Annotated in this window: 12 protein-coding genes and 1 pseudogene; 7 read left to right on the plus strand and 6 right to left on the minus strand. The window is 73.1% G+C overall.

Annotation, left to right across the window (positions count from 1 at the left end; genetic code table 11):
- Positions 1 to 180, minus strand: a pseudogene (locus IE249_RS06205) (hypothetical protein); the annotation flags it as partial.
- 70 nt (positions 181 to 250) lie between these two features.
- The gene (locus tag IE249_RS06210) at positions 251 to 1,645 is read right to left on the minus strand and encodes a M1 family metallopeptidase (protein WP_189704170.1); all 1,395 of its coding nucleotides are present in this window, start codon (positions 1,643 to 1,645) and stop codon (positions 251 to 253) included.
- A 248-nt stretch (positions 1,646 to 1,893) separates the two neighbouring features.
- Here IE249_RS06210 and IE249_RS06215 point away from each other — a divergent pair, with 248 nt between their 5' ends.
- Complete coding sequence (locus IE249_RS06215; protein ID WP_189703755.1) at positions 1,894 to 2,244, plus strand: DUF488 domain-containing protein; 351 nt, start codon at positions 1,894 to 1,896, stop codon at positions 2,242 to 2,244.
- 284 nt (positions 2,245 to 2,528) lie between these two features.
- Here the strand turns inward: IE249_RS06215 and IE249_RS06220 are convergent, their stop codons facing one another.
- Positions 2,529 to 4,202, minus strand: coding sequence for an FAD-binding dehydrogenase (locus tag IE249_RS06220; RefSeq protein WP_189703756.1), 1,674 nt, complete (start codon positions 4,200 to 4,202; stop codon positions 2,529 to 2,531).
- A 17-nt stretch (positions 4,203 to 4,219) separates the two neighbouring features.
- Positions 4,220 to 4,909 (minus strand): TetR/AcrR family transcriptional regulator, encoded by a 690-nt coding sequence (locus IE249_RS06225; RefSeq protein WP_189703757.1) that lies wholly within the window; start codon positions 4,907 to 4,909, stop codon positions 4,220 to 4,222.
- 132 nt (positions 4,910 to 5,041) lie between these two features.
- Between IE249_RS06225 and IE249_RS06230 the strand changes: the two genes are divergently transcribed.
- The 3 genes from IE249_RS06230 to IE249_RS06240 all read left to right on the plus strand — a co-directional run bounded on the left by IE249_RS06230 (position 5,042) and on the right by IE249_RS06240 (position 7,786).
- Positions 5,042 to 5,674 carry an alpha-ketoglutarate-dependent dioxygenase AlkB gene (locus IE249_RS06230; protein WP_189703758.1) on the plus strand — a complete coding sequence of 211 codons (633 nt, stop codon included), beginning with the start codon at positions 5,042 to 5,044 and terminating at the stop codon, positions 5,672 to 5,674.
- A 98-nt stretch (positions 5,675 to 5,772) separates the two neighbouring features.
- Positions 5,773 to 6,519 (plus strand): MBL fold metallo-hydrolase, encoded by a 747-nt coding sequence (locus tag IE249_RS06235; RefSeq protein WP_189703759.1) that lies wholly within the window; start codon positions 5,773 to 5,775, stop codon positions 6,517 to 6,519.
- Positions 6,520 to 6,553: 34 nt separating this feature from the next.
- A complete protein-coding gene (locus IE249_RS06240; RefSeq protein ID WP_189703760.1) occupies positions 6,554 to 7,786 on the plus strand; it encodes a DUF4032 domain-containing protein in 1,233 nt (410 codons plus the stop codon).
- Between the two features lie 2 nt (positions 7,787 to 7,788).
- Here IE249_RS06240 and IE249_RS06245 read toward each other — a convergent pair whose 3' ends face one another.
- A complete protein-coding gene (locus IE249_RS06245; RefSeq protein WP_189703761.1) occupies positions 7,789 to 8,661 on the minus strand; it encodes a universal stress protein in 873 nt (290 codons plus the stop codon).
- 218 nt (positions 8,662 to 8,879) lie between these two features.
- On the opposite strand from IE249_RS06245, the gene IE249_RS06250 reads away from it, so the two are divergent.
- The 3 genes from IE249_RS06250 to IE249_RS06260 are packed head-to-tail and all read left to right on the plus strand — an operon-like array spanning position 8,880 to position 12,396.
- Positions 8,880 to 10,556, plus strand: coding sequence for an NAD(P)/FAD-dependent oxidoreductase (locus IE249_RS06250; RefSeq protein ID WP_189703762.1), 1,677 nt, complete (start codon positions 8,880 to 8,882; stop codon positions 10,554 to 10,556).
- The gene (locus IE249_RS06255) at positions 10,553 to 12,049 is read left to right on the plus strand and encodes an ATP-binding protein (RefSeq protein WP_189703763.1); all 1,497 of its coding nucleotides are present in this window, start codon (positions 10,553 to 10,555) and stop codon (positions 12,047 to 12,049) included. The genes IE249_RS06250 and IE249_RS06255 overlap by 4 nt, the downstream gene beginning before the upstream one ends.
- Entirely contained in the window at positions 12,046 to 12,396 is a 351-nt protein-coding gene (locus IE249_RS06260; protein ID WP_189703764.1) for a UBP-type zinc finger domain-containing protein, read from the plus strand. Before IE249_RS06255 ends, IE249_RS06260 begins: the two co-directional genes overlap by 4 nt.
- Positions 12,397 to 12,468: 72 nt before the next feature.
- Here IE249_RS06260 and IE249_RS36410 read toward each other — a convergent pair.
- Positions 12,469 to 13,616, minus strand: a 1,148-nt coding sequence (locus IE249_RS36410) for a M4 family metallopeptidase (protein WP_229857686.1), incomplete at its 5' end; no start/stop codon positions are given.

A 13,616-nucleotide genomic window follows, 5' to 3' on the forward strand; every position in this document is an offset into this window, starting at 1 on the left:
GTCCGTGGCACGGCCGGGCAGGGAGTCCGCGGCGGTGTCGCCCGCGGCCACGGCTCCGGCGCACCCGGTGAGCAGCAGGGCGGCGGCCAGCAGGACAGCGGTGCGCTGGGCGAGCGGGCCGGTGGCGCGGGCGGCGAGCGGGCCGGTGGCGCGGGCGGCGGGGGACGTGCGAGTGATCATGTCTCGACCATGGCCGAGACATGTGAGGAACTCGTCAGGTCGGGACCGCGCCTCGCTGGGCGAGCGGAGGTCAGGCCTTCTTGGGCTTGCCCTTCGTCAACAGCCAGGTGTGGAAGAGGGACTTGAGGTCCTTGCCCGACTCCCGCTCGGCGAGCGCGGTGAACTGCGCGGTGGTGCCGCGGCCGTAGCGGTGCTCGGTCGCCCAGGTGCGCAGGATCCGCAGGAAGGTCCGGTCGCCGACGGCCCGGCGCAGCTCGTGCAGGACCATGGCGCCGCGGGCGTACACCGGGGTGCCGAAGATCTTGGCGCCGCTGCCCGGGTCGCCGGGCGGGTAGGCCCACAGCCCGTCGCCCGCCGGCCGGGCGTAGAGCTGGTCGAACGCCTTCTGGGCGCTGGGGCCGCCGTGCTGTTCGGCGTAGAGCCACTCCGCGTAGGTGGCGAAGCCCTCGTTGAGCCAGATGTCCTTCCAGCGGGTGAGCGAGACCGAGTCGCCGAACCACTGGTGGGCGCTCTCGTGGACCAGGGTGGCCAGGTCCGGCGCCGAGTCGTACAGGGGGCGCGTCTGGGTCTCCAGCGCGTAGCCGACCTTGGGCGCGTGGTCGACCACGGATCCGGCGGCCCGGTAGGGGTAGGGCCCGAACAGCCGGCTCTCCCACTCCAGCACCGAGGGCAGCTTCTTCAGCACGGGCGCCGCCTTGGCCGCCTCGCGCGGGTCGACCGCGTTGTAGACCTTCAGACCGTCACGCGTGGTGTACCGCTCGACCTTGAACTTCCCCACGGTGGCGGTGGCGAGGTAGGCGGCCATCGGCTCCGACTGGCGCCAGCGGTAGGTGGTACGGCCGTGCGCGGTGCGCTGCCCCCGCAGGACGCCGTTGGCGACCGCGGTATGGCCCTGGGGGACGGTGATGGTGAAGTCGTACGACGACTTGTCCTCGGGGTGGTTGTTCGCGGGGAACCATGTCATCGCGCCCTGCGGCTCCCCGGCGACGAACGCGCCGTCGTCGGTGGGGATCCAGCCGTCCGGGGAGCCGTCGGGGTCGGTGACCGGGCCCGGGGTGCCGCTGTAGGTGACGGTGACGCGGAACTCGCGGCCCTCGCGCAGGGCGGTGCGGGGGGTGACGACCAGTTCCTGGCCGTCGCGGCGGTGGGCGGCCTTGTGGTGGCCGACGGCGACGCCGGTGACCTTCAGGCCCTTGAGGTCGAGGTCGAAGCGGGTCAGCCGCCGGGTGGCGCGCGCGGTGAGGACGGCGGTGCCGTCCAGGTGCCGGGTCTTCGGGTCGTAGGCGAGGGTGAGGTCGTAGTGGCTGACGTGGTATCCGCCGTTCCCGGCGAGCGGGAAGTAGGGGTCGCCGGCTCCGGCCGACCCGGTGGATCCCGTCGTCCCGGACGACCCGGCCGGACCGGCGGTCGCGGGGCCGGCCGCCGCCAGCAGCGCGGCCACGGCGACGGGGACGGTGGCGGCCACGGCCTCGCGCCGCAGCACGGCGCCGCGCCGGGCGGGCCGCTTCTGAAAGGACGTCACAGGTGCTCCTCGGGGCTGTCCGTGCGGGTGCGGCGGATGATCAAGGCTGCCAGCCTAGGGCGCCCGGTGGACGCGCCGCTCCTGTTCCGGCCAAGTCGTGCCGTGCCGCGCCGTGCCGCACACCGGGGGCGGCCGCCGTCCGGCAGTAGGCTCCCGGCCATGAGCCGACCGCACCCGAGAAAGGCCCGCCCGTGAGCGTCCGCGTGCGCCGCGTCTACGATCCTCCCGAGCCCGGCGACGGCGTGCGCGTCCTGGTCGACCGGCTCTGGCCGCGCGGCCTCTCCAAGGAGGACGCGCAGGTCGACGAGTGGCCGAAGGCCCTCACGCCGTCCACCGAACTGCGCCACTGGTACCACGCAGGCGAGGGCACCTACGAGGAGTTCCGCCACCGCTACGAGGCCGAGCTCGCCGACCCCACGTCCGCCGAACTCCTCAACCACCTCCGCGAACTGTCCCGCCGGGGCCAGGTGACCCTCGTGACCGCGTCCAAGGCCCGGGACGAGAACCACGCCTCGGTACTGGCCGCCTTGCTGACGACATGAGCCCCTCGTGGCGGCAGGCAGCCCGCCCCGAACATGCGGGCGGCCCCACGCGAGCGGACGGCGCCGCCGGAGCGGGCAGCTCCCCGTGAGCGGACAGCTCCCCGTGAGCGGACGGCGCCCCGCGTGAGCGCCGCGCCCCGGACAGCGTCACGTCTCCACTGAGCCCCACGCCCTGCCCGAGCGCCACGCGCCGCCCGAGCGCCGGCCCGACAGGCCCGGTCCGCCCGGCACGAGCAGCACGCCGCCCGCGTGCGGGCCGTCCCACGCGTGTGGGCGGCCCGGCCTCAGGCCGTCTGGTGGGACGCTGCTCGGCCCGCTGCCCGGCCCGAGAAGAGGCAGCCGCCGAGGAAGGTGCCCTCCAGGGCGTTGTAGCCGTGGACTCCGCCGCCGCCGAAGCCGGCCACCTCGCCGGCCGCGTAGAGGCCCTCGACGGGCTGTCCGTCAAGGCCCAGCGCGCGGGAGTCCAGGTCGGTCTGGATGCCGCCGAGCGTCTTGCGGGTGAGAACGTGCAGCTTGACGCCGATGAGGGGACCCGCGGCCGGGTCGAGGATGCGGTGCGGGACGGCGACGCGGCCGAGGCGGTCGCCGATGTAGCGGCGGGCGTTGCGGATGCCCTGCACCTGCGCGTCCTTGCTGTAGGGGTTGGCGATCTGGAGGTCGCGGGCCTCGATCTGGCGCCGTACCCCGGCCGCGTCGAGGAGCGGCTTGTCGGTCAGCGCGTTCATCTTCGCCACGAGGTCGTCGAGGGTGTCGGCGACCACGAAGTCCGCGCCGTGGCGCAGGAAGTCCCGCACGGGCCCGGGCGCGCCCTTGCCCAGCAGCCGGTCCCGCAGCACCGCCTTGCGGTCCTTGGCGGTGATGTCGGGGTTCTGCTCGGACCCGGAGAGCGCGAACTCCTTCTCGACGATGCGCCGGGTCAGCACGAACCAGGAGTGGTCGTGGCCGGCGATGTCCTCGGTGGTGCGCAGGTGCCTGAGGGTGCTCAGCGTGTCGTAGCCCGGCAGGCAGGGGTCGGGCAGCCGGCGGCCGAGGGCGTCGAGCCAGATCGAGGAGGGCCCGGGCAGGATGCGGATGCCGTGGCCGGGCCAGATCGGGTTCCAGTTCTGGATGCCCTCGGTGTAGTGCCACATGCGGTCGCGGTTGACCAGCCGTACCCCGGCCTCGGCGCTGATGTCGAGCATCCGGCCGTCGACGTAGGCGGGGACGCCGGTGACCATCCGCGCCGGCGGTGTGCCCAGCCGCTCGGGCCAGTGGCGGCGCACGATGCCGTGGTCGGCGCCGATGCCGCCGCTGGTGACGATCACGGCCTGCGCGGTCAGCTCGAAGGCGCCCGCCTCGTCGCGGTTGGACGCCACGCCCCGGGGGGAGTCGTCCGGGGCCAGCACCGTGCCGCGCACCCCGCGAGCCGCGCCGGACTCGACGATCAGCTCGTCCACGCGGTGCCGGTGGTGGAAGGTGAGCAGCCCGTCCCGCGCCGCCTGCTCGGCGTAGCGCGCGAAGGGCTCGACCACGCCCGTGCCGGTGCCCCAGGCTATGTGGAAACGGGGCACGGAGTTGCCGTGGCCGTCCGCCCTGAGGTCGCCGCGCTCGGCCCAGCCGACCGTGGGCAGCAGGGATATCCCGTGCCCGGCGAGCCAGGACCGCTTCTCCCCCGCCGCGAACTCGACGTAGGCCCGCGCCCAGCGCGCGCCCCAGGTGTCCTCGTCCTCCAGCCGGTCGAACGCCGCGCTGCCCTGCCAGTCGTTCCAGGCCAGTTCGAAGGAGTCCTTGATGCCGAGGCGGCGCTGCTCCGGGGTGTCCACGAGGAACAGCCCGCCGAAGGACCAGTACGCCTGACCGCCCAGGTTGGCGGCGTTCTCCTGGTCGACGAGGGCGACCCGGCGGCCCCGGCTGGTCAGCTCGTGGGCGGCTACCAGGCCGGCCAGACCCGCGCCGACGACGATGACGTCCGCGTCCATGGCGACCGTCTCCTTCCTCAGTTTCCTCGTGTCCGATGTACGGGGTGTGCGGGATGTACGGGGTTTCCGGGTTCGCCCTCGCCGCCGGTGAGCAGCGCGGTGAGCAGCTGTTTGAGCCAGGCGCGGGCGCCGTCGACGTCCTTGTCGAGCAGCAGCTGGGTGGTGACGCCGTCGTAGGCGGCGACGACCGCGTGGGCGGCGCCGTCGGCGTCACCGAGGACGGCGGGCAGCGCGGTGTGCCCGCGGGCGCGGGCGAGCCGGTCGGCGACGGCGGAGCGCAGCCGGGCGCGGTGCTCCAGCAGTGTCCGGGCGACGGCGCGGTCGCGGGCGGCGTGCACCAGGAAGTCCGTCTTGACCAGCAGCCAGTCGAGGTCGAGCAGAAGCACCTCGGTGACCCGGTCGACCGCGGCGGGCACGTCGAGGTCGGGGCCGTCCACCGCGAGCGCCCCGGCGACCTGCTCGGCGATCAGGTCGGCCCGCTCCTGGTACAGGGCGAAGAACAGCTCGTCGAGGGTGGCGAAGTTGGAGTAGAAGGCGCCCCGGCTGTATCCGGCGGCCTCGCAGACCTCCTCGATCGACACCCGGCCGAAGCCCTTGGCGGCGAAGACCTTGAAGGCGGCGTCGAGCAGGTTGGCCCGCGTGCGCGCCCGGCGCCTGGTGACGCGCGCGGCGCCGCCCTCCCGCCGCTCGTGGTCGCGTACCGGCATGCCCGACCTCCCTTTCGATGCACGAATGTATCCGATACACCTGTGTATCCAAACACCCATGCGTCCAAAGACTCCGCGTCCACCGGAATGCGACAGGGAACACGCATTCGATTAACGGGTACGCTCGGACCCATGACCGCGCACCACCTGCAGGGCTCCCTCTTCGACCAGGCCGACGAGCTCCGGCTCGGCCCGCTGGACGGGCTGCACCGCACTGTGCTCGGCCACGGCGCCTGGATCGACGTACTGCCCGGATGGCTCGCCGGCGCCGACGAGCTGTTCGAGCTCCTGGCGGCCGAGGTCCCCTGGCGCGCGGAGCGCCGGAAGATGTACGACAGCGTCGTCGACGTCCCCAGACTGCTCAGCTTCTACGGCGCGGGCGACCCGCTGCCGCACCCGGTGCTCGCCGAGGCCCGCGACGCCCTGTCCGCGCACTACGCCGGCGAGCTGGGCGAGCCCTTCGTCACCGCCGGGCTGTGCTACTACCGCGACGGCCGGGACAGCGTGGCCTGGCACGGCGACCGGATCGGGCGGGGCGCGCGCGAGGACACCATGGTCGCGATCCTCTCCGTGGGAGCACCCCGCGACCTGCTGCTGCGCCCGCTGGGAGGCGGCGGCGCCACGGTCCGGCGGCCGCTCGGGCACGGCGACCTGATCGTCATGGGCGGCTCCTGCCAGCGCACCTGGGAGCACTGCGTGCCCAAGAGCGCCCGCGTCGCCGAGCCCCGGATCAGCGTTCAGTTCCGGCCGTCGGGTGTGCGCTGAGACGGAGACGGGCGGACCGAGTACCCCCTGTCAGAACCCTGATCGCGTCTGGTTGGCTGTGCCCCGTCGGGCAGCGGCCCGGGGATGCGGGGAGATCGATGCGGACGGACATGCGGCAAGTCGCCGACAACACGTACCTGGTGCACGGCAGCAACACCAACTGGGTGATCGTGACGGAGGGGGACGCGGCCACGCTGGTCGACACCGGCTACCCGGGCGACCGGCAGCGACTGCTCGACTCCCTGGCGGAGGTGGGCAGTTCGCCGGAGGCGGTGGCGGCCGTGCTGATCACCCACGCCCACAACGACCACCTCGGCTCCGCCGAGTACCTGCGCCGCACGTACGGCACCCCGGTGCATCTGCACGAGGCCGAAGTGCCGCACGCCCGGCGGGAGTTCCTGCACCAGGTGACCGTCGGGCAGGTGCTGCGCAACGGCTGGCGGCCGGGCGTGCTGCCCTGGGTCGTGCACGCGTTGCGCGTCGGCGGCACCGCGCACGTGCCGGTGACCGCGCCCGAGGCGTTCCCGGTGACCGGCGCACTGGACCTGCCGGGCAGGCCGGTGCCCGTGCACACCCCGGGCCACACCAAGGGCCATGCCGTCTTCCACCTGCCCGACATCGGGGTCGTGATCTCCGGCGACGCGCTGGTGAGCGGCCACCGCACCTCACGCATCCGGGGGCCGCAGCTGCTGCCCGACATGTTCCACCACGAACACGCCCAGGCGCTGGCGTCGTTGGCCACGCTCGAGCGGCTCGACGCGGACATCCTGCTGCCCGGACACGGCCCCGTGCACCACGGCCCGGTGAAGCTGGCCGCGCAGCGGGCCAGGGAACACGCGTTGTAGGTGCACCCGGCGGCGCACGTCTAGGCTGCGTGCCATGGCCTTGCAGATCAGTGCCACCAACCCGGAGCACCCGGCCCTCCTGCTCGAACTGCCGTGGGGGACGCCGCTGGAGGAGTGGCCCGAGGAGTACCTGGTGCCGCTGCCGCGCGGCATCTCCCGGCACGTGGTGCGCTACGCCCGCGCCGGCGAGGAGACCGTCGCCGTCAAGGAGCTCGCCGAGCGGCCGGCGCTGCGCGAGTACGAGCTGCTGCGGGACCTGGACCGGCTGGGCATCCCCGCGGTGGACCCCCTCGCGGTGGTCACCGGCCGCACCGGCGGCGCGGGCGAGCCCCTCGAACCGGTGCTGATCACACGGCACTTGGGCGGCTCGATGCCGTACCGCTCCATGTTCGAGACGACGATGCGGCCGGCCACCATGCACCGGCTCATGGACGCGCTCGCCGTGCTGCTGGTGCGGCTGCACCTGGCCGGGTTCGCCTGGGGCGACTGCTCTCTGTCCAACACGCTCTTCCGGCGCGACGCGGGGGCCTACGCCGCCTATCTGGTGGACGCCGAGACCGGCGAGCTGCACCGGCGGCTGAGCGACGGGCAGCGCGAGTACGACCTGGACCTCGCCCGGGTGAACATCAGCGGCGAGCTGCTGGACCTGGAGGCCTCCGGCGCGCTGCACCCCTCGGTCGACCCGGTCGGGTTCGGCGCCGAGATCTGCGCCCGCTACCGGGGGCTGTGGCAGGAGCTGACCCGCACGTCGGTGTACCCGGCGGGCAAGTACCACTACATCGAGCGCCGGATACGCCGGCTCAACGACCTCGGCTTCGACGTCGCCGAGATGCAGATCGAGTCCTCCCCCACCGGCGACACGGTCACCTTCGTGCCCAAGGTCGTCGACGCGGGCCACCACCAGCGGCAGCTGCTCAGGCTGACCGGCCTGGACACCGAGGAGAACCAGGCCCGGCGGCTGCTGACCGACCTGGAGAGCTGGATGGCCACCCAGGACGACTACGCGCCGGGGGACCCCCATGCCGCCCGCCCGGAGGTGCTGGCCCACCGCTGGGTGCGGGAGGTGTTCCGCCCGACCGTGCGGGCCGTGCCGCGCGAGCTGCGCGGCGACATGGACCCGGCGGAGCTGTACCACCAGGTGCTGGAGCACCGGTGGTACCTCTCCGAGCGGGCGCAGCACGACATCGGTCTCGACACGGCCGTGCGGGACTACGTGGACAACATCCTGCCCACGGCCCGCCGGGCGCCGGAGCCGGCCCGGGACTGAACTCAGGTGTGCGGGACGACCGCCACCGGACAGCCGGCGTGGTGCAGCATGCCGTGCGCGACGGAGCCGATCCGCGCGCCCACGGCGGTGCGGCGGGCCCGGCGCCCCACCACCAGCAGCTGGGCGTGGCCGGCCGCCGACAGCAGCACCTGCCCGGCGCTGCCCATCTCCACGTGCTCGACGACGGGGACGGACGGGAACCGCTCCCGCCACGGTTCCAGCGCCGCGGTCAGCCCCTTCTTCTCGTACGGCTCCAGGCCCCCGGCCTCGTCGAGCAGGCGCAGCGAGCCGGGGCTGTAGGCGAAGACCGGCGGCAGGGTCCAGGCGCGCACCGCGCGGACGGTGGCGCCGCGGGCGGCGGCCGTCTCGAACGCGAACCGCAGGGCCTCGGCGCTGTCCTCGGGGGCGCCGTGCTGGCCGACCACGATCTCCCGGCCGCCCGCCTCCGCCGCCGCCTCGTCCCCGGCCCGCACCAGGACGACGGGCCGGGCGGCCTCCGCGATCACCTGCTGTCCCACGGAGCCGACGAGGAACCCGACGAGGGCGCCCTGTCCGCGCGAGCCGAGGACCAGCAGCTCCGCGTCGGCCGCGGCGGCGATCAGCGCGTCGGCGGCGGCGCCCTCCACCACGTCGGTGGTCACGGTCAGCTCGGGGTGCCGCACGCAGACGGTGCGTACGGCCTCGTCGACCGCGGTGCGCACCAGGTCGCGCTGCGCCTCCCGGTCGCCCAGGTCGAAGGCGTCGTGCACCTCGAAGCGCCAGGCCTGCACCACGCGCAGGGGCAGCCCCCGGCGCACCGCCTCGCGGGCCGCCCAGGCGAGCGCCGCCAGGCTCTCCTCCGATCCGTCCACCCCTGCCGTGACCGGGCGCGTCATGCCGTGTGCCTCCTCGGGTCGTTCACGTGTGCCGGCCCCAGTCTTCCCCACGCCGCCCTCGCGGTCCGGGAGCACCCCCGCCTCCCGCCGTCGGCGGCCGGCGGCGCGGTGCTTTTCCTGAGCGCGGCGGGACGATCGAACATACGATGGGCGCAAGTCGGCGCGGAGACGACGGGGGCGTGCCGGCCGCCGATCCGAACGCTCGGGGTGACTCACACATGACACAGGTCGCGGAGCCCGCGCGGACCGTCATCATGACCGTGGACGACGATCCGGGGGTCTCCCGCGCCGTCGCGCGTGATCTGCGGCGGCGCTACGGCCAGTCGTACCGCATCGTGCGCGCGGAGTCCGGCGAGTCGGCGCTGGAGGCACTGCGCGAGCTGAAGCTGCGCGGCGACCTCGTCGCCGTGATCCTCGCCGACTACCGCATGCCGCAGATGAACGGCATCGAGTTCCTCGAACAGGCCCTGGACGTGTACCCGGGCGCGCGGCGGGTGCTGCTGACCGCGTACGCGGACACGGGCGCGGCGATCGACGCGATCAACGTCGTCGACCTGGACCACTACCTGCTCAAGCCCTGGGACCCGCCCGAGGAGAAGCTGTACCCGGTCCTGGACGACCTGCTCCAGGCGTGGCGCTGCAGCGACTACCGTCCGGTGCCCAGCACGAAGGTGGTCGGTCACCGCTGGTCGGCGCGGTCCTCGGAGGTGCGCGAGTTCCTGGCCCGCAACCAGGTGCCCTACCGCTGGTACTCCTCCGACGAGCCCGAGGGCCGGCGGCTGCTGCTGGCGGCCGGGCAGGACGGGCAGCGGCTGCCGCTGGTGGTCACCCCGGACGGCACGCCCCTGGTGGAGCCGGAGGCGCCGGAGCTCGCGGCCCGGGTGGGCCTGGCGACCACGCCGACCGCCGACTTCTACGACCTGGTGGTGATCGGCGGCGGCCCGGCCGGTCTCGGCGCGGCCGTGTACGGGGCCTCGGAGGGGCTGCGGACGGTGCTCGTGGAGCGCTCGGCGACCGGCGGCCAGGCGGGCCAGAGCTCGCGCATCGAGAACTACCTGGGTTTCCCGGACGGCGTCTCGGGCGCCCAGCTCACCGAGCGGGCGCGCCGGCAGGCGGCGAAGTTCGGCGCAGAGATCCTCACCACGCGCGAGGTGACGGGCCTGGAGGTCAACGGCGCGGCGCGCACCGTGCGCTTCTCGGACGGTTCGGCGGTCGCCGCGCACAGCGTGATCCTGGCGACCGGGGTGTCCTACCGGCAGCTGGGTGCCGCGGGCTGCGCGGACCTCACCGGCTGCGGGGTGTACTACGGTTCGGCGCTGACCGAGGCGCCGGCCTGCCAGGGCCAGGACGTCTACATCGTCGGCGGCGCCAACTCCGCGGGGCAGGCGGCGATGTACCTGTCCCGGGGCGCGAAGTCGGTGACGCTGCTGGTGCGGGGCGCGTCCCTGTCGGCGTCGATGTCGTACTACCTGATCCAGCAGATCGAGGAGGCGCCGAACATCCAGGTGCGCACCGGCACCGTCGTGGAGTCGGCGCACGGCGGGGACCATCTGGAGCAGCTGACGCTGCGGGACACGGCGACGGGCGGGACGGAGCGCGTGGACGCGCAGTGGATGTTCGTGTTCATCGGCGCGGCCCCGCTGACCGACTGGCTGGACGGCACGGTGCTGCGCGACGAACGCGGGTTCATCCTGGCCGGTCCGGACCTCACCCCGGACGGCCGGCCGCCCGGGGGCTGGGAGCTGGACCGGCCGCCGTACCACCTGGAGACGAACGTGCCGGGCGTGTTCGTGGCGGGCGACGCGCGCGCGGAGTCCGCGAAGCGTGTCGCCTCCGCGGTGGGAGAGGGAGCCATGGCCGTGATGCTCGTGCACCGCTACCTGGAGCAGTCGTGAGCGGCCGGCCGCTGCCGTGCAGCGCGCAGGAGATCGGGTCGCTGTTCCTGTTCGAGAAGCTGTCCGCGGAGCAGCTGGGACGGCTGTGCGGCGAGGGCCGGGTGGAGGGCTTCGAGCCCGGTCCGGTGTACGCGGAGGGCGACCCGGCCACCTGCTTCTACGTGATGCTCGAGGGCACGGTGGTGCTCTCCCGCCGGGTCGGCGGGGACGACGTGGAGGTGACCCGGACCTCGCAGCGCGGGGTGTACGCGGGCGCGATGCAGGCGTACATCGGCGACCGGGTGCGGCAGGTCTACAACAACTCGATGCGGGTGACCGAGCCGACGCGGTTCTTCGTGCTGCCGGCGGACACGTTCGCGAGCATCATGCGCGAGTGGTTCCCGATGGCGGTGCACCTGCTGGAGGGCCTGTTCTTCGGGTCGAAGAGCACCCAGGCGGCGATCGGGCAGCGGGAGCGGCTGCTGGCGCTGGGTTCGCTGTCGGCCGGGCTGACACACGAACTCAACAACCCGGCCGCGGCGGCGGTGCGGGCGACGGCGTCGCTGCGGGAGCGGGTGGCGAAGATGCGGCACAAGCTGGCCGTCATCGCCGGCAGCCCCTTCTCCCCCGACCAGCTGGCCGGGCTCATCGACATCCAGGAGCGCACGGCCGAGCGGGTCGCCAAAGCGCCCGCGCTGACCCCGATGGAGGCCGCCGACCGGGAGGACGCCCTCACCGACTGGCTGGAGGACCACGGCATCGAGCAGGGCTGGCAGCTCGCGCCGACCTTCGTGCAGGCCGGTCTCGACGTCGACTGGCTGGAGCAGGTCGCGGCGGCGGTGGACGCGGAGATCCTGCCGGGCGCCGTGGGGTGGCTCAACTACACGGTGGAGACCGAGCTGCTGATGGACGAGATCGCGGACTCCACCACCCGCGTCTCGCATTTGGTGAACGCGGCCAAGCAGTACTCGCAGCTGGACCGCGCCCCCTACCAGGTGGCCGACGTGCACGAACTCCTCGACAGCACCCTGCTGATGCTGTCGGGCAAGATCGGTTCGCGGATCGGGGTGGTCAAGGACTACGACCGTGCGCTGCCGAGGATCCCCTGCTATCCGGCCGAGCTGAACCAGGTGTGGACCAACCTGATCGACAACGCGGTCTCCGCGATGCGGGACGCCGGCGGGGAGGGCACATTGACGGTGCGCACCGCGCGGCAGGACGAGCATCTGCTGGTGGAGTTCGGCGACACCGGGCCGGGGGTGCCCGACCCGATCCGCGACCGCATCTTCGACCCGTTCTTCACCACCAAGCCGGTCGGCCACGGGACCGGTCTGGGTCTGGACATCTCCTGGCGGATCGTCGTCAACAAGCACCACGGCACCCTGCGGGTGGAGTCGGTGCCGGGCGACACCCGTTTCCAGGTCCTGCTGCCGCTGACCGCGGCGGAGGGGGACGTCCCGGCGCCGGACCCGTCCGCCGACGGCGTCCCGCCCACGTCCGAGGAGCCCGCATGACCAGTGACTCAGGAATCGACGCCAGTGTGCCGCCGAGCGGCAGCGGCTGCGTGGAGTGCGACGCGGCGGGCGGCTGGTGGTTCCATCTGCGCCGCTGCGCCGCCTGCGGCCACATCGGCTGCTGCGACGACTCCCCCGCCAAGCACGCCACCGCGCACTGGCGGGCCACCGGGCATCCGCTGATCCGCAGCTACGAGCCGGGCGAGGCCTGGTTCTGGAACTACGACACCAACGAGCTGTACGACTCCGGCCCCGAGCTGGCGCCGCCGGCCGCCCACCCCGCCGGCCAGCCGGTTCCGGGACCGGCGGGCCGGGTCCCGGCGAACTGGGCGGACACGCTGCGCTGAGCCCCGCACGAGGATGCCCCGCCCAGGGCGGGGCATCCCGTCGTCACCATGACCGGCCGGCCGTGCGGACCGTCAGTGACGGTCCGCCGGGGTGTTGGCGGCGGTGACGTTGACCGCGGCCCAGGCCCGGTCCACCGTCTTGTACTCGGTGCTGCCGGCGCCGTAGAGGTCCTTGGCCGCCTTCAGCGTCGCGACGCGCGCGTCGTGGAAGTCGGTCGTGGAGACCATGTAGCGGGTCAGCGCCCGGTAGAAGATGGCGGTGGCCTTGGTGCGGCCGATGCCCTTCACCGAAAGCCCGCGGTAGGTGGGCGAGTTGTAGGCGACGCCCCCGATCGTCTTCTTGCCGCTGCCCTCGGCGAGCAGGTAGTACGCGTGCGAGGAGACGCCGGAGCCGGCGTGCACCTCGGTGTAGTACGTGCTGCTCGACCAGTAGTCGATCGTGCCCTCGAGCTTGTCGAGCGAGGGGTGGTCCAGGCGACGCAGGAACTTCTGGGCGAGGCCCAGCTTCTCGCCGAGCAGGTAGTTCGGCGGGTTCTTCGGGTTGTTGGCGTAGAACTCGACGTTGGAGCCGAAGATGTCGGCCAGCGACTCGTTCAGCGAGCCGGGCTCGCCGTACTGGTTGCCGTTGGCGTCCACGTAGGTCGGCTCGAGCCTGGCGGTGGCCTCCACGACGCCGTGGGTCAGCTCGTGACCGGTGACGTCCAGGGCGACCAGCGGCTTCTTGAACATCGTGCCGTCGCCGTCGCCGTAGAGCATGCAGTTGCACGTCGGGTCCCAGAACGCGTTCGCGATCTTGTTGCCGAAGTGCACCATGGCCTGGGCGCCCTTGGAGTTGTTGGCGATCCCCTTGCGACCGAAGGTCTTCTTGTAGAAGTCCAGGGTCTTGGTGATGCCGTACTGGGCGTCCACGGCGGCGCTGGTGCGGCTGGAGACCGAGCCGTTGCCCCACTTGTTGGTGGTGCTGGTGATCTTCGTGCCCTTGGAGAAGTTCTCCAGCAGCTTGTTCTTGGCGTCCCGCGTCTCGGTGCCGTAGCGGGTCGGGTCCTTGAGCAGGAAGCTGGTGCGGGCCGTCTGGGTGGTGGTCAGGGAGACCGTGCCCACGAACAGCGACGAGCCGGAGCCCGTGACGGTGCGGGGGTAGCTGACGGCGGTGCTGCCGGCGGCCGTGAGGCCGGAGGGCAGCGGTGCGTTGTCCGTGGCGGGGTTGAGCGTCTCGCCGC

Source organism: Streptomyces anandii JCM 4720 (genome assembly GCF_014650655.1).
Classification (GTDB): Bacteria; Actinomycetota; Actinomycetes; order Streptomycetales; family Streptomycetaceae; genus Streptomyces; species Streptomyces anandii.